General features: G+C 50.5%; 8 protein-coding genes. 7 read left to right on the top strand and 1 reads right to left on the bottom strand.

Annotated elements, in window-relative coordinates:
* Window positions 1-5 precede the first annotated feature (5 nt).
* The gene (locus CLV60_RS14945; RefSeq protein ID WP_229210977.1) at window positions 6-2,477 is read left to right on the top strand and encodes an outer membrane beta-barrel family protein; all 2,472 of its coding nucleotides are present in this window, start codon (window positions 6-8) and stop codon (window positions 2,475-2,477) included.
* 34 nt (window positions 2,478-2,511) lie between these two features.
* Here CLV60_RS14945 and CLV60_RS14940 read toward each other — a convergent pair whose 3' ends face one another.
* Complete coding sequence (locus CLV60_RS14940) at window positions 2,512-3,720, bottom strand: ATP-binding protein (protein ID WP_106596236.1); 1,209 nt, start codon at window positions 3,718-3,720, stop codon at window positions 2,512-2,514.
* A 214-nt stretch (window positions 3,721-3,934) separates the two neighbouring features.
* On the opposite strand from CLV60_RS14940, the gene CLV60_RS14935 reads away from it, so the two are divergent.
* The 6 genes from CLV60_RS14935 (at window position 3,935) to CLV60_RS14910 (ending at window position 16,964) form a co-directional block, all read left to right on the top strand.
* Window positions 3,935-6,313: an ABC transporter permease gene (locus tag CLV60_RS14935; protein WP_106596161.1), complete on the top strand. Its 2,379-nt coding sequence runs from the start codon at window positions 3,935-3,937 to the stop codon at window positions 6,311-6,313.
* 94 nt (window positions 6,314-6,407) lie between these two features.
* Window positions 6,408-6,830 (top strand): hypothetical protein, encoded by a 423-nt coding sequence (locus CLV60_RS14930; protein WP_146151551.1) that lies wholly within the window; start codon window positions 6,408-6,410, stop codon window positions 6,828-6,830.
* Window positions 6,831-6,979: 149 nt separating this feature from the next.
* Window positions 6,980-9,361, top strand: a complete 2,382-nt coding sequence (locus tag CLV60_RS14925; protein ID WP_106596159.1) for an ABC transporter permease — start codon at window positions 6,980-6,982, stop codon at window positions 9,359-9,361.
* Between the two features lie 180 nt (window positions 9,362-9,541).
* Window positions 9,542-11,959 (top strand): ABC transporter permease, encoded by a 2,418-nt coding sequence (locus tag CLV60_RS14920; RefSeq protein WP_106596158.1) that lies wholly within the window; start codon window positions 9,542-9,544, stop codon window positions 11,957-11,959.
* A gap of 103 nt (window positions 11,960-12,062) precedes the next feature.
* Window positions 12,063-14,492, top strand: coding sequence for an ABC transporter permease (locus CLV60_RS14915; RefSeq protein ID WP_106596157.1), 2,430 nt, complete (start codon window positions 12,063-12,065; stop codon window positions 14,490-14,492).
* 90 nt (window positions 14,493-14,582) lie between these two features.
* On the top strand, window positions 14,583-16,964 hold the full coding sequence (locus CLV60_RS14910; RefSeq protein ID WP_106596156.1) for an ABC transporter permease: 2,382 nt from the start codon (window positions 14,583-14,585) through the stop codon (window positions 16,962-16,964).
* Window positions 16,965-17,095 lie beyond the last annotated feature (131 nt).

Genomic DNA, 17,095 nt, shown 5'->3' with positions numbered 1-17,095 from the left:
TCTCCATGAAAACATTATTCCAACTACTCATGTCGATCCTCATCCCGGGATTGATCTGCTGCCAGGACTCATTGGCACAAGTTGCCCCCACGCCAGGAACGCCTGCCGCAGGGGCGCCTGCCGCAGGGAGTATCAAAGGCGTTGTAGCTGACTCGGCAACCGGTAAGGTGCTGGATTTTATCACCGTTAACCTGATGAAAGATAAAACGACCGCGGTGAAGGCCGATTTTTCAAAGGCCGACGGTTCATTTGCATTTCAAAACCTGAAACCGATGAAGTATACGCTGGTGCTGGTTGGGGTAGGGTACAAAAACAGGACGATCGACGTGGATCTGACTGACAGCACGCGCCGGAGCGTCGATTTGGGGAATATCACGATCAGCCAGCAGGCCGTTGGGCTCAAAGAAGTGACGGTTACCGCGTTGAAACCGATTGTGAAACAGGAGGTCGACAGGATCAGTTACGACCTCGAAGCCGACCCCGAAAGCAAAGTATACAGTGTGCTCGAAATGATACGCAAGGTGCCGTACCTGTCGCTGGACGCCGAGGATAACATTTCCCTCAAAGGCAATACCGATTTCAAGATCCTGATCAACGGCAAGCCGTCGAGCATGGTCGAGCGGAGTTATAAGGATGTGCTGCGGAGTATGCCGGCATCGTCCATCGTGCGGATCGAGGTGATCACCACGCCGCCTGCGAAATATGATGCGGAAGGTCTGGCGGGAATTATCAACATCATTACCAACAAAAAAATCGATAACGGCTATAATGGAACGCTCAATATCAGTGAACGCTTCCCGACGGGCGGACCGGGAGTCGGTGGCTCGCTCTCGGCCCAGCTCGGGAAGATCGGAATGTCGCTGAACGCGGGGTTGAACCAATACAAAAACCCGGCTACCCAATCGATCACGAACCGCACGACCACGGGGGCCAATCCTACGGAGCTCGATCAGCGCGGCTGGACAGAGATAAATAACAAGAATGGCTACATCGGTTACGAGATCACGTATGAAGTGGACACGCTTAACTTGCTGAGTGCTCAGCTGAATGTAAATGGCGGCCGGAATCGTCAGAATGGCTATCAGGCGTCGCTGCTGAATGCGGGTGAGGAAATCCTTGAACGCTACAATGTCGGCAGCAATGCTTCTGATCGCGGGAATGGCCGGGATGCGGCAGTGAACTACCAGAAGGGTTTCAAATCTAATAAAAATCGCATGCTGACCTTTTCTTATCGCTATTATGGCTACGATAACAAGCAAAATGGCAATATCAGCATCTCCGATCGCATCAATTATACCCGCCCCGACTACCGGCAAGTCAACGACCAAAGCTTTTCGGAGCAGACATTCCAGGTCGATCTGGTTTACCCGGTCAAAAAGCTGAATATCGAAGCGGGTTTGAAAGGTATCATGCGTGACAACAAGAGTGATTTCCGGTATTTAGTTTTCGATCCGGAAACGCATTCCTATGACCTGGACGCGGCTATGAGCAACAAATACAACAACACGCAAAAGGTATTTGGCGCTTACAATACGTATCAGTATAATTTCAAAAACTGGGGCCTGAAGGCGGGCGCACGTGTAGAGCAGACGATCATCGACGCGGATTTTATCTCCACGGATTCGAAAGTGAAGCAGAATTACTTCAACTTCATCCCCTCGGTTTCGGTTAACCGAAAACTGAAAAATAATGCGGGAATCAACTTCGGATTCACCCAGCGCATTCAGCGGCCGGGCATCTGGCAACTCAATCCGTTCGTTGACCGGTCCAACCCGAGCTTCGAACGCACCGGTAACCCCGACCTGCGCCCAGCTTATGTGAACGATTTGCAACTGAGCTATAATAAGGCAAAGAAGGGTAATATCAATTTCGGTGTGGGTTACACGCATTTCAAGGACCTGATTTTCCAGATCGCCGTTTACAACCCTGAAACACAGATTACACGCACTTCTTATGGCAATACGGGCCGTGCACGGCTTATCAGCGGTAACCTGAATGCCAATTATCCAATTACGAAAAAGTGGAATTTCAGTACCAATCTCCGGATCGCGCATGGCAAAGTAACCGGCATGGTGAATGGAGTCGAGACGACCAACAGCGGGGTAATGTACCAGTTTTCTCTTTCAACAGGCTACAAGCTGCCGAAAGACTGGCGCGTGAATGCCAACCTGAACGCCAATGGGCCGGGCGTGAACCTGCAAGGCACTACCAATTCGATTCAAAGCACCTCATTCAGCGTGAGCAAGGACGTGGTGAAGGATAAACTGTCGCTTTCGGCAGCGGTGAGTAATCCTTTTACGAAATTCAGGAGATTCCACAACTCGACTTTCGGTCCCGATTTCGATCAGTTTACCGATCGTTGGAGTTATTTCCGATCATTCAATTTTAGCCTGAATTACAAGTTTGGGAAACTGAAAGATATTAAAAAGAACAAAAGAGGCATTCGCAACGACGACGTGCAGAATGGTGGTAACTGATAACAAACGCCGGGCCCGAAAAGCCCGGCGTTTGTCAATCTGCGAGGTATTGATGAGCGGGAACGACACGGGCTTTCATACCGTCTCGCTCAAATTCGTCGGCCTGGTTGAACGTTACCAGCGTCCCTTCCTTTAATCCGAAGTGGGCGATCGCTTCGAAAAGGCCTTTTAGTTCCCGATCTATATTGTCGTGATTGAGATCATAGCAAACCTGGATCACTTGCCGTACAGTGCCTTTCTCCGATACCACGAAGTCGCACTCGCTTTTTTCAGAGAAGTAATAGATTTCCTTATAGTTTCTTCTTAAATGCAGGAAAATCAGGTTTTCGAATACAGCTCCGAAATCATCGGTAAATGAACCTGAATTGGCATTCACCACGCCTGTATCGATCGCGTAGACCTTGCGCGGGTTGATGAGTTGCTTGCGCAGGGAGTAGCTGAATTTCGGTACGAAATGGAACAGGTAGGTGTATTCAAAATACGAAAGATAATCCATCATCGTGCTCGTAGAGCCCGCTTCAAACAACGTTTTCAGTCGGTTACCGGTAATCAGCCTGCCTACATTTGAAACGAGGTACAATGCAAGCCGTTGCAATGTCCGCACATCGCGCACGCCATAACGCACGGCAATATCGCGTATCAGAATGTCTTCGAACAAATGGTGCATGATCTCTTCCAGCCCTGATTTGACATATTCAGGGAAACCGCCCGCTGCCATATAGTCCCGCGTCCCATCGGCGGAAGGTGCAATGTTTCTGTAAGCGCAAAACTCGGTATACGAAAACGGGAAGAGTTCCTTCGTGATCTGGCGCCCGGTGAGTTTGGTGCCGAGTTCCCGGCTCAGCAGCGAGGCGTTGGAGCCTGTGATGATGATTTGGCAACCCTCGTCCAGCTTTTGCCGCACGTACGTTTCCCACCGTTCGACGATCTGGATTTCGTCAAAGAACAAAGCGGTTTGCCCCATGTCCTTCACGAGACTATCGAGGCGCACGAAATCGGAAGGTTCGAAATCGTATAGCCTTGTGTCTTCAAAGTTCAGGTAAAACGCATCCGGATGTTTTTCGCGTAGCAATTGATGCAGCAGGGTGCTTTTGCCGCAGCGCCTTACACCCGAAACGATGAGTGCGTGTGAGGTGATATCCGGCAGCTTGTTCAATGCGGTTCTGGTCAGCCCTAATTCAAGGACTGAGAGGTTAGCCTTTTGTGCTTCCGCAACACTCGCTATGGTGCTTTTTAATATCATCTCCTTCAAATATACAGTATTGTATCTTAATATCAAACAAAAGTGTTCATTACTAACGAACACTTTTGTTTGATAGTGATGGAATATAAGACTGGTGTCCGGTTTTGGACATTGATTTTATAGTAAATATCTGGAATTGAGTGTTTTATGTTTCTGGTACGGATTTGTTGACGTATTGATTTAGATAGCAAACAAACCTCGATTCATCGTTTCTATGCTCAAAAATTATCTCAAAATCGCCGCCCGAAACCTTTTTCGGCACAAAACGTACTCTCTGATCAACATCCTTGGGCTGGCTGCCGGGATATGCGTTTCTACCCTCATACTAATGTTTGTAGTTCATGAGCACAGTTATGACCGGTTTCATAGCAGGCATCAGGATATTTACCGCGTGTTGGGGGAGGTAAAAATGGCGGATAATGAATTCAAAATGAATAGTTTTGCGGCCAGTTTTGCCCCGGCACTGCTGGAAGGAATACCGAAGGTGGCGGATTACGTCAGGGTTTTACCGACGTATAGGAATGCCGCCATGGCAGACCCGGCGCGGAAAGACGAAGCGATCCTGGAAAAGAACATCATGTTTGCCGATCCGTCTTTTTTCAGTGTTTTTAGCTTCCCGCTGGAAAAAGGCAATGCCCGAGATGCATTGCAAAAGCCCTTTTCGATGGTAATTTCGGAGCGTGCGGCGGTGAAGTACTTTGGAAACACCAATGTGATCGGAAAGGCGCTGTTGTATGAAGGCAAGCACCTCATACAGATTACAGCCGTTGCTCAGGACCCGCCGTCCAATTCTTCGCTGGATTTTGATTTCGTCATTTCAAGCGGCACATATCCGAAGCTGGGCGAATCCAACCGTAAAAATTGGGAAAATGGCGGCGGGATATTTAACGTATACCTGCTTCTGAACGCCGGAGAATCAAAGGAGTTGGTAGCGCAAGGTATCAATCGCCTTGACGCATTGAAGGAAGGCCAAGTTGGACTGAAACCTCAATACACGCTCGAAAACCTCGCCGAAATGCATCTTGGCGGTGCATTCAATGACGGCGGTAACAGCAAGCTCATCCCGATTTTCGCGGTCGCTGCGATGGCGATTCTCATGCTGGCGCTTTTCAACTACATGAGCCTCACTACTGCCCGGGCTACGCAGCGTGCACGTGAGGTGGGCGTACGCAAGGTGGTTGGCGCTACGCGTGCCGGCCTGGGCCGTCAGTTTTACATGGAATCGGCCATGGTGTGTGCAGTAGCTTTTGTGCTGGGGCTCCTGATGGTCTTTTACCTGAGCCAGCCATTTTATGCGCTGCTGGGGCTTACCATCGATACTTCCTTTGTCGTATCTCCCTCCTTTTTGTCGTTCCTGATCGGTTTGCTTGCGCTGACAGCATTGGTGGCAGGAAGTTATCCGGCATTTGTGTTATCGGGTTTTGCACCGCTGGAGGTAATCAAAGGGCGGTTTTCGGGCAGTATCGGCGGGGTAGGAGTGCGGCGCGTTTTCATCGTTTTTCAATTTGCAGTTTCTATGGCGCTGATCGTTGCCAGCCTGATCGTGCGGGAGCAGCTGTCTTTTATGCAACGGAAAGAACTGGGACTCAATAAGGAACAAGTGCTGAGCATTCCCGTGGGACCATCCATGGCCGCGAACTACATTCCGTTCCGCAATGCGGTGCGGCAGCAGGCCGGTGTATCCAACGCCACATTTGCGAACGCCGGCCTTTTCAAAGGGTACAATATGTTTTTTATCCCTAACAAAATCACCAAAAAGGACATTTCGGTAGTGCAAATGGTGGTGGATGACCAGTTTGTGGAGACCTTAGGCCTTCAATGGAAAACATCGCCCACGGTAACCACGGGCCGTAATCAGACCTTGCTGAACGAGATGGCTATCACCGAACTGGGTATCAAAGGCGATCCGCTGGGGCAGGAGATAAGAGAAGGGCTGACTTTGGATGGGATTGTAAAGAATTTCGACTTTTCGAATGTGCAGCACGGCGGTAAGGCGATGATGCTGTCGGTGGCGGGCGATACCACCAATATGCTTCGCATGCAGGGCGCAACGCGCGGGATTATGTATGTACGAATGGACGGGCAAGCCGATATGATGGCCAATGTGAAAGCAATAGGACGTATTTTCAAAAAGTACGATCTGGAAAAGCCCTTCGAATATTACTTCCTCGACGATGCTTTCAATGAGACATTCAAAAACGAGATGCGGCTCTCGGGAATGTTTTCGGTGTTTACGGTGCTGGCCATTTTCATTGCCTGTATGGGGCTATTCGGGCTCATCACGTTTACTACCGAAACGCGAACGAAGGAAATTGGCATACGTAAAATATTGGGTGCTTCGGCTGCGGGTATTGTCGGAATGCTTTCGAAGGAATTTGTCGTGCTGGTGCTCGTTTCAGGGGTAATAGCGATGCCGGTCGCCTGGTACTTCATGTCGCATTGGTTGGAGGATTTTGCCTACCGGATCAGTATTCCATTATGGGTACATTTCCTGACGATCACGATGATGTTGTTCATCACGCTTCTGACAGTAGGACTTAAAGCCATCCATGCAGCGATGGCTAACCCCGCGGCGTCATTAAGGAATGACTAGGTAGTCACGCTAGATAGAATTGTTTTACAAAACGAAGAATATTTTGTAAAATTTGTAGTGTTTAGCTTTCCCTCATCCTTAGCCACCCATCACTATGAAAAAACGTCTGTCAGTTTTAGGTGCAGTCTTGTTGTCGCTGTTTTTGTTCAGCTATTCTTGTCAGGATCACCAGGTTCCCGGCGAGCCGCCCTTGCTGAGTACACACGAGTTGTTCTATGATTCTATCAATGGCAAATGCTCATTTACCACAGAATTGGAGGTGCTTAATATCGGCACCATTCCTGTAACCGAATATGGCGTGGTGTTCAGCGCGGTTGGAGGCGGCGACGGGCCTTTTACCGATACGCCGATGGTCGAAACCCATTCGAAAGTTATCTTTGACATGCCGTTCTCAACAGGGGTAAAAACCAAGGTGGGACCTCAGATTTGTACAAACAATAATTACTACCGAGCCTATGCCATTCTGAGCAATGGAACGGTGGTATATGCGCAGACGTTGCATTTTACCAATCTTTGATCTGTCGTACAGGTATCACGCCCGGCTGTTCGTTTTCGGACAGCCGGGTTTTTGTTTTATTGTATTATGTAGTTGATTATCAATTGATTTAATTTCTGGTATGCATTTAATGGATGTGGACATTGAAAGCCATATCTCACCTGACAGCCATGTTAAAAAACTATTTCAAAATCGCCTTCCGGAACTTGTGGAAGCATAAGGTATTTTCCTTTATCAACATTATGGGCCTGACCGTCGGGATGTCGGCCTGTTTGCTGATTTCGATGTATGTGAATTTCGAGCTGACTTATGATGCTTTCCACTCCAAATCGGACCGCATTTACCGGCTGGTGACGGACGTGATTACACCTTCCGAAACCATCAATGCAGGGATTACTTCATGGGCTTTCGGACCGACGATCAAACAGGACTTTCCCGAGGTGGAGGCCTATGCGCGCGTCAGCGGCGGAAGTTTCCTTGTCCGGAAAGGAGATATCAAATTTCAGGAAGAGTCCACCGTGTTTGCTGACTCATCTCTTTTCCGCGTCTTTGATTTTCCATTGCTCCAGGGTGATCCCGGGACGGCGCTCAAAGAGCCGCTGAGTATCGTATTCACGGAGAAGGCAGCTAAAAAATACTTCGGCGACGCCGATCCGGTCGGGCAGACGTTGCTGCTGTCGGGAGAGGGGCTTCCGGCCAAAGTAACCGGCGTGATGAAAGACCTGCCGGAGAATTCCCAGATCAAGGGCGATATGTTCGTCTCGATGACCACCATGACGCAGCGTTTCAACCGGGAGATCGACGAACAGTGGGGTAATTTCGGTGCGAAGACCTATCTGCTCCTGAAACCGGATGCCAATAGTAAGACACTGGAAAAGAAGCTCCCCGCATACCTCGAACGTCGAGCGGGCAAGCTCATGCGCGAGTCGAAAATGTCCTATAAACTTTTCCTTGAACCGCTGCTGGACGTGCATTTGAAGTCGGAGCGGGATGTAGATGAGAAAGGCAGCATGAGCAATGTCTATGTGTTTTCGGTAATAGCGGCATTTATCCTGCTGATCGCCTGCATCAACTTCGTGAACCTCACCACGGCGCGTTCGGCAGAGCGGGCCAAGGAAGTGGGCATTCGCAAGGTGGTGGGTGCCGGCAAAGGGCTGCTGGCAAGGCAGTTTGTGAGTGAATCGGTTTTGCTTTGTATGATCGCATTCGTGTTTTCGCTCGTTCTTTCCGCTGCATTGGTGCCGTTGTTTAATAACCTCGCCGGCAAGGTGATCGTCTCCGACATATTTGCCGATCCTTCGTTTCTGATTTATATGCTATTGGCGGCGGTTCTGATCGGTATTCTGGCTGGCATTTATCCGGCATTGGTATTATCGTCATTTGAGCCAGTCACGGTTTTGAAAGGACGTTTTTCAACGAGTTTCAAAGGTATTTTGTTGAGAAAAGGGCTTGTTACCGTTCAGTTTGCGATCTCGATTGCCCTCATCATCGCTACGATGATCGTGTATATTCAGATGAACTTCATGCGTAACCGCGATCTGGGTTTCAGCAAGGATCAAATGCTCGTGATTAACACCGAGGGTGATCCCAAACGCGAGGCTTTTAAAGAATCGCTGCGCGGGCTCACCGGTGTGAAATCCACGGCGGCATCGTCGAGTGTTCCGGGAAGCCCGAACCCAGGCGCATATTCTGAAATCGAGAACCGAAGTGGTGAGTTGCAGGTTGCCAACCTGGACCTCTATTTCGTGGATTTCGATTACATACGGCAATTTGGTCTGAAAATGGCGGCTGGCAGGCCATTTTCAAGGGAGTTCGGTACGGATACCACCCAGGCCATGGTTATCAACGAAGCGGCTGTGAAATTGCTGGGATATGCCAAACCCGACGATGCATTAGGTCGCCGGTTCAAGCAGTGGGGGCGTGAGGGTAAGATCGTGGGAGTGGTCAAAGACTTTCATTTCCGCTCTTTGCAAGAAAATATCAGGCCGCTCACCATGCGCATCGAACCAGGTGGGGCGAGTCTTATTTCGGTTCAAATTGAGGGGAACCGCTTGAAGGAAACGGTTGCGGCGGTAGAGCAGAAGTGGAAAGAAGCGATTCCCGGCAGGCCTTTCTCTTACTATTTTATGGACGAATTCTTCGACCGGCAATACCGCAGCGAGGAGCGTTTTGAGAAACTGTTTTTCAACTTTGCGATCCTGGCGATATTCATTTCCTGTCTCGGTTTGTTGGGGCTGGCATCATACAGCACGATGCAGCGCACCAAGGAAATAGGCGTGAGGAAGGTAATGGGTGCGTCCATCGCCAGCATTGTAGGCCTCCTTTCCATGGATTTCCTTAAACTGGTTATTATCGCATTTGTGGTGGCGTCGCCGATTGCCTATTTCGGAATGGACCGTTGGTTGGAAAACTTTGCCTACCGCACCAATATTTACTGGTGGGTGTTCGTGATAGCAGCGGCATTATCTACGGCCATTGCTTTCGTAACGGTCAGTTTCCAGAGCATCAGGGCCGCTGTTATGAACCCGGTGAAGAGCTTGCGCAGTGAATAGGCGATGTGATTAAGCCCGTTCCAAATCGAACGGGGCGTGTCCGATAGTGAACACCGCTGATTTGTTTTGTTTAAATATAAAAAATTGATTTTCAGGCAATTGTGATATTATTGGTGCCTGGTGCATAATTTGACTGTCGGAAAGGGAAATTCATCCGCAACCCTCGTAACCGGCGCAGTTATGATATCCAATTATCTGAAAATCGGCTTAAGGAGCCTTTGGAATAAAAAAGCTTTTTCCTCCATTAATATTTGCGGACTGGCTATTGGGTTAGCGACTTGCATGCTGATCCTCCTCTTCGTGCAGCACGAACTGAGCTACGACCGCTTCAACCAGAATGCAGGCCGTATTTTCAGGGTCACACTGCACGGCCGGATCGGCGGTAATGATATCAATATCGCTGGTGCGTCCGCTCCCGCCGGGCCCGCCCTCCTGCGCGACTATCCGGGCGTGGAGGCCTACACAAGGCTTAGCAGCAACGGTACTTTTCTGGTAAAAAACGGGGAAAAGCGATTCCTTGAAGAACGTGTCATTTTTACCGACTCCAACTTCTTCAATTTCTTTTCCATACCACTCTTGAAGGGCGATGCCAACAATGTACTGAAAGAGCCGAAGACACTGGTCCTGACCCGGTCCATGGCATTGAAATACTTTGGTAACCAGGATCCGATCGGGAAGAGCCTCGACATGGGCAATAGCGGTGCGTTCCGCGTGACGGGCGTCTGCGAGGATGTGCCTTCCAATTCGCATTTCCACTACAACTTTTTCGGATCGATGAAATCGGTCACGCTGGGGGACAAATGGTTGTCGAGCGGCGCGCATACCTATATTCTGCTGCATAAGGGCTATCCGGTGGAAAAGCTTTCGGCTCAGATGCCGCAAATGGTGCGGAAGTACATCGGCCCCGAAATCCAGGAATTCCTGGGCATGAGTTACGACGAATACCTGCGCAAAGGCGATAAGTTTGGTTTGGGTTTGCAGGCATTGACTGACATTCACCTCACTTCCAATCTCGAAAATGAGCTGGAAGGCAACAGTAACATTAAATACATCTACATATTCACGGCCATCGCGGCATTCATTCTCCTGATCGCCTGCATTAATTTTATGAACTTGTCGACCGCGGGCTCAGCCGGGCGGGCGAAGGAAGTGGGCGTCCGGAAAGTAATGGGCTCCGTGCGCCAGCAACTCATGGCGCAATTCCTGACCGAATCGGTTTTGGTGACATTTTTTGCGCTGCTGGTAGCATTGGTGCTCGTGGTGTTGCTGTTGCCGGGTTTCAACGACCTTGCCGGCAAGCGGTTCGATTTGCAATCTATTCTGAATGCAAGGATGATCGGATATGCCGTGGCAGGGTGTCTGATCGTGGGTTTTCTCGCCGGCAGTTATCCGGCATTTTTCCTGTCCGCATTCAGGCCCGTCGCGGTGCTGAAAGGGAGTATTCAGGCCGGTGTAAAGAGCGGCTGGCTACGGAATACCCTCGTAACCATTCAGTTTGTCGTTTCCATCGTGATGATCATCGGCACGATGATCGTTTACCAGCAGCTGCGTTTTATTCAGAACAAGAATGTAGGTTTTGACAAGGAACAGGTGCTGATCCTGCACGATACCCATTTGCTGGGAGATAAAGCCAGGACTTTCAAGGAGCAGGTGGGTAATCTCTCCGCCGTGAGCAGCGTGACTTTGGCAGGCTATCTGCCTGCGGGAAATTCCAACAATGGTACCGATGGTTTCCTTCCGGAAAATGCCGAGAATAACATTACTCCTTACCGTTTCACAACTTATCAGGTGGATCAGGACTACCTAAGAACCCTGGGTATCGGCCTCGTGAATGGCCGTAATTTTTCAAAATCCTTTGGCGGCGATAGTGCTTCCATACTGATCAACGAAGCGGCAGTGAAGCAATTTGGCTGGAAAGACCCGATCGGAAAGCGTATCAGAACCATTGGCAACGGCACGCCGGAAAGCAAGCGGTTTTACACGGTGGTGGGTGTTACCAAAGACTTTCACTTCCGCTCCATGCACGAGCGGATTGCTCCGCTGGTTATGTTCTATGGCGGCGACCAGTACCAAATGGCTGTCAAGATCAAAACGAACGACATTCCGGGCGTGCTCAAAGCACTGGAAAAGACCTGGAAGGCGACAACGGATAATCCGTTCGGCTATTCATTCCTCAACGAACGCTTTGATAACATGTACGAATCGGAGCAGCGGGTAGGAAAGCTGTTCGGGATATTTGCCGGGCTCGCCGTGGTGATTGCCTGCCTGGGGCTGTTCGGGCTGGCGGCTTTCACGACGATCCAGCGGACAAAGGAAATAGGCGTGCGTAAAGTGCTCGGGGCTTCGGTATTGAGCATCGTTTCACTGCTTTCCAGAGATTTTGTAAAACTGGTGGGCATTGCCATCCTCATAGCTTCGCCGCTGGCGTGGTACGGCATGAACGAGTGGCTATCGGACTTTGCCTACAAAGTCAGCATCGAATGGTGGGTATTCCTCGTTGCGGGTGTGCTGGCGGTAAGCGTCGCATTGCTGACGGTCAGTTTCCAGAGTATCAAAGCAGCGTTGGTGAATCCGGTAAAGAGTTTGAAAAGGGAGTAATGGAGGAAGGGGAGAATGGAGGAAAGGGAAGAATGGAGAATGTATGAGAATTCCCTTTCATCCCTTTCCTCCTTCCTCCCTCTCCTCCCCAAATAAATACATCATGCTCAAAAACTATCTCAAAATCATATTCCGCAACCTTTGGAAAAATAAGGGGTATTCGGCGATCAATATTGGCGGGCTGGCGATTGGTATGGGAGTGGCTATGCTGATCGGCTTGTGGATTTATGATGAACTTTCGTACAACCGCTATTTCAAAAATTATGACCGGATAGGGCAAATCCTGCAAAACAGGGTAGAGAATGGTGAAAAGAAAACCTGGTTTTCGTTGCCGGTACCCTTCATTGAGGAGTTGAAAACGCATTATGGCGGTCATTTCAAACGCATTATCGCTTCCACTCAAACGGGCGAAAACATCCTCACGGCCGGGGATACGAAACTGTCGCGCAATGGCCAGTTTGTCGATGCGGAAGCGCCCGAAATGTTTTCGCTCTGCATGCTCCGCGGCTCATGGTCGGCGTTGGAAGACCGCCAGGGTATTATCCTCTCGCAATCGACGGCCAGGGCGTTGTTCGGCGATGCCGATCCGATGAGCAGGATCGTGAAAGTTGATACCGATTTAAACCTGAAAGTGACGGGTATTTATGAGGATTTTCCGCAAAACACGAAGTTTAGCGACGTCCAGTTTATGGGCTCGTGGGACTATTTCCTCGAAAAAAACCGCTACATGCGCGACAAGAAGTGGGATAACCATGCCATTTGGGTATATACCGAACTGGCCGACAATACCGATTTCAAAACAGCCAGCGAGGCGATCCGCCTTTCCGAACTGAATGCGATCCGCAAAATGGATGATATGCGGGACGAAATTGCCACCCGGCCCGAAATGTGGGTGCATCCGATGAAAGACTGGCATCTCTACTCCGATTTCAGGAATGGCGCAGTGGGAGACGGACCCGTCAAATACGTTTGGATGGTCGGTCTGATTGGTTTTTTTGTGTTGCTGCTGGCCTGCATCAATTTCGTAAACCTGAGCACCGCGCGGTCGGAAAAGCGTGCACGGGAAGTGGGCGTGCGCAAAGCGATCGGTTCAATGCGCATGCAGCTGGTCGGGCAGTTTTTCAGTGAATCGCTTCTGGTGGTGCTGTTATCGTTCGTGGTGGCGTTTGTGGGCGTGGTAGTGTCGCTCCCGTGGTTCAATAACCTGGCTGCGAAGCAGATGGTTATTCCCTGGACGAATGCCTATTTCTGGGTTTGCAGCCTGGGCTTTGTGCTTCTTACATCGGTATTGGCGGGTGGCTATCCAGCCATTTACCTTACATCTGTCCAGCCGGTGAAGGTGCTCAAAGGCTCCACAGGCTCGTTGCGTACGCATTTTGGAGGCTTTGCCTACACGCCGCGGCAGCTGCTGGTGGTGTTGCAATTCACTATTTCCGTCACATTGATCATCTGCACCAGCATGGTTTACCGGCAAATCAAATTCGCCAGGGAACGGCCGGTAGGCTACTCGCGTGACGGGTTGCTGATGGTACCGATGAAAACGAATGATTTTTATGGGAAAACCGACATTATACGCGCCGAACTAATAAATACCGGTATGGTGGAGGAAGTAGCCGAATCGCAAAGCCCCATTACCGGTGTGTGGTCGTCCAACGATGGTTTCAGCTGGAAAGGAATGCCGGAGGGTTTTGTAGAAACATTTGCCACGCTGACCGTGTCGCCGGAATATGCCAAAACCGCCGGCTGGCAGTTCGTCGGTGGCCGCAACTTTTCGAAGGATTTCGCTTCCGATTCGTCGGGCTTCGTCATCAATGAATCGGCGGCGCGTTTGCTGGGCGTTTCCGACCCGGTCGGAATGGTGATTTCCTGGAAAAGCCCATGGATGACCGACAACATCCGCAAGCAGTTCACCGTCCTCGGAGTCGTGAAGGATATGGTCATGGAATCGCCGTTCGCACTCGTGAAACCGACCGTTTTCTTCCTGTTCGGTTCTCCTAACTGGATCAATATCAAACTGAGCGCGAAGGTAAGCCCGGCAGCGGCTTTGCCCGCTATTGAAAACGTGTTCAGGAAACTGGTACCGGCGGCGCCGTTCGAATACAAGTTTGCCAGCCAGGAGTACGACGCCAAATTCAGGACCGAAGAGCGGATCGGCAAGCTCGGCGGATTTTTCGCTGCGCTGGCAGTCCTGATCAGCTGCCTCGGATTGTTCGGGCTGGCCTCATTCACGGCCGAGCAGCGTACCAAGGAAATAGGCATCCGCAAAGTGCTGGGTGCGTCGGTAGCGGCATTGTGGGGCATGCTTTCCAAAGATTTTGTTTCGCTGGTGGCCGTTGCGAGCCTTATCGCCGTTCCGCTGGCCTGGTATTCCATGAGCGCGTGGCTGCAAAACTACCAATACCGTACCGAAATCAGCTGGGGGATATTTGCCCTCGCAGGCGCAGGGGCGCTCGTGCTCACGCTCGCGACGGTCAGTTATCATGCGATTAAAGCGGCGTTGACAAATCCTGTAACGAGTTTGAAAAGGGAGTAAGGGAGGAAGGGGAGGAAGGAGGAAAGGGAGAAAGGGGAAATCCATCCTCCCTTTCCTCCTTCCTCCCTCTCCTCCCGAAAAAATAGAAGTATGATCAACACATTTGCAAAATTCACATTTCGAAGCCTGGCAAAACATAAGGTTTATGCCGGTATCAACCTCGTTGGCCTGGCCGTGGGGATGGCCGGGGCGATTGTGCTGTTCCAGCTGGTGAAGTACCATCTCAGCGTGGACAGCTACCATGCCCATGCCGACAGGACCTATCGTGTGGTGGTGGATCTGCACCTGGAAGATGGCTCGGTGGAGCAGGAGCGGGGCTCGGCTTATGTTTTGCATGAAACGTTGAAAAAGGAATTCAGCTACGTCCGGGACGCCGCTTATCTCGCGCGCAAGGAGCTGACCATCCGGGTCGATCACCAGGGAACTTCGCGCAAGTTTCTGAAAAAGGAACATCTGGCTTTTACAAATCCCGATTTCTTCAAAATATTTGATTACAAATGGATTAGCGGAAGCGCTTCGGCCATGGGTGCTCCCAATCAGGTGGTCGTAACGGAACGGTATGCCCGGAAGTATTTCGGAAACGACAATGCCATGGGTAAGGTGATCCGTGCCAACAGCCGTGAAAACCTGGTAATTGCGGGCATTGTAGCCGATTACCCCGATCAAACCGATTTTAAGCAGGATATTTTCGTTTCACTCCCCACATTAAAAAAGATCGTTCCGGAGTATGGTTATGAAGACTGGGGTTGGATCGACGGCGGTCGCGAAACTTTTGTAACACTTCGTTCACCGGAGGATAAGGCTGCATTTGAAGCGCAGATGCCGGCATTCGCCAAGAAATATTATGGTGCCGACGGAAAGGTTTTTCACTACCATTTGCAGGATTTGCCGGACGTGCATTTCAATATCGCCTATGGCGGAAAAATCAAGTACAACACGATCATCGTGCTGGCGACAGTGGGCATATTGCTCATTCTCATCGCTTGTTTTAATTTCATTAATCTTTCGACGGCGCAGGCATTCAAGCGGAGCAAGGAAGTGGGGGTAAGAAAAGTACTGGGTGTTTCGCAAGCGCAGGTTTTCTGGCTTTTTATACAGGAAACGGCAGTGTTAACCTTCACCGCAGGCGCTATTTCCCTCGTACTCGCCTGGCTTTTTGCGCCGATGCTCAGCCAATGGCTGGGCTTGAATGTGCGCATCGATATCCTTAGAGATCCTCAGTTGCTGGACTTCTGCGCGGCATTGCTGCTGTTCGTGGTCACGCTGGCAGGCGTTTATCCCGCATTCGTAATTTCCAGGTTCAACCCGGTGAAGGCTATGAAGGGGTTGTTGAAGGAAAATAACCGGAGTTTTTTTTCGGTCAGAAAAGGGCTCGTTGTGACACAATTCAGCATTTCATTCGTCTTGATCGCAGTATCGACGCTGATCATCCTGCAATCCGAATTCCTGAAAAACAAGGACCTCGGAATGGATAAGGATTTGATCCTGCATCTCAATTTGCCCGAAACTGAAACCAGCAAGCTGACGGCCCTGCGTAACGAGCTGTCGGCATTGCCCGAAGTGACCGACCTGTCGTTTTTCAGAAGTGCCCCATCGGTTCAGACCAGCGGAGGCGGAACGATCAAATTCGAGAACCGCGACTGGGAGAAATTTGTAGCGCGGTCGAGAGCCGCGGATGATCATTTTGTAAAAACATACGGACTAAAACTCGTCGCGGGCCGGGTTCCGGTGCATTCGGATACACTCAGTGAGTTGCTGATCAACCGAAAAATGGTGCGGGCATTAGGATTGAAGTCACCCGAAGCCGCATTGGACCGTCGCCTGCATGTAGGCGACGCGGGCAAAACCGGGACCATTGTGGGGGTATTATCCGATTTCAATAATGGTGACCTATATACCGGCATCGAACCGACGATTGTATTTGCGGATCAGTCGCGCTATCGCTGGGCGGGGGTAAAGCTGAACCACGTGAATGCGTCGACCATCAACCGGATCGGTGCTGTCTGGCAGAAACAGTTTCCCGAAAACGTATTTGAATACAGTTTCTATGACGAAGAGATCGCGAAGTTTTACCAGCGTGAAGAACTCGCGACCAGGCTGACGACCACTTTTGCATTGCTGTCGGTGTGCCTGTCGTGCCTCGGGTTGTTCGGCCTGGCCATTTTCGCCATCGAGCAGCGGACCAAGGAGATAGGCGTGCGGAAAGTGCTCGGCGCATCCGTAGCGGGTATTACGGCTATGCTTTCGATGGATTTTCTGAAACTGGTGCTCGTCGCGATTGTGATCGCCAGCCCTGTCGCTTGGTATTTCATGCACCGCTGGTTGCAGGATTTCGCCTACCGGATCGATATCCACTGGGGAATTTTCGCCTGGGCAGGTTTTCTCGCAGCCGGTATTGCCTTGCTGACGGTTGGTTTTCAGAGTGTGAGGGCAGCGTTGGTGAATCCGGTGAAGAGTTTGAAAAGTGAGTGAGGGTCGGTGAATGACCGCCGACGGCCGACCACTGACGGCTGATCAAATAACCGGTGGAACTTGGAATGCTGACTATTTCGAATGTGCAGGACGCAAGATCAACAAGTAATAACAACATGACAGCAATCGGC

The organism is Dyadobacter jiangsuensis (assembly GCF_003014695.1).
Lineage (GTDB): Bacteria > Bacteroidota > Bacteroidia > Cytophagales > Spirosomataceae > Dyadobacter > Dyadobacter jiangsuensis.
This window is presented reverse-complemented; position numbering and strand designations above follow the sequence as displayed.

Excerpts from the sequence above, each read along its gene's own strand:
- CLV60_RS14915 (WP_106596157.1), top strand. The coding sequence starts at position 12,063 with ATGCTCAAAAACTATCTCAAAATCATATTCCGCAACCTTTGGAAAAAT.
- CLV60_RS14910 (WP_106596156.1), top strand. The coding sequence starts at position 14,583 with ATGATCAACACATTTGCAAAATTCACATTTCGAAGCCTGGCAAAACAT.
- CLV60_RS14935 (WP_106596161.1), top strand. The coding sequence starts at position 3,935 with ATGCTCAAAAATTATCTCAAAATCGCCGCCCGAAACCTTTTTCGGCAC.
- CLV60_RS14940 (WP_106596236.1), bottom strand. The coding sequence starts at position 3,720 with ATGATATTAAAAAGCACCATAGCGAGTGTTGCGGAAGCACAAAAGGCT.
- CLV60_RS14930 (WP_146151551.1), top strand. The coding sequence starts at position 6,408 with ATGAAAAAACGTCTGTCAGTTTTAGGTGCAGTCTTGTTGTCGCTGTTT.
- CLV60_RS14920 (WP_106596158.1), top strand. The coding sequence starts at position 9,542 with ATGATATCCAATTATCTGAAAATCGGCTTAAGGAGCCTTTGGAATAAA.
- CLV60_RS14925 (WP_106596159.1), top strand. The coding sequence starts at position 6,980 with ATGTTAAAAAACTATTTCAAAATCGCCTTCCGGAACTTGTGGAAGCAT.
- CLV60_RS14945 (WP_229210977.1), top strand. The coding sequence starts at position 6 with ATGAAAACATTATTCCAACTACTCATGTCGATCCTCATCCCGGGATTG.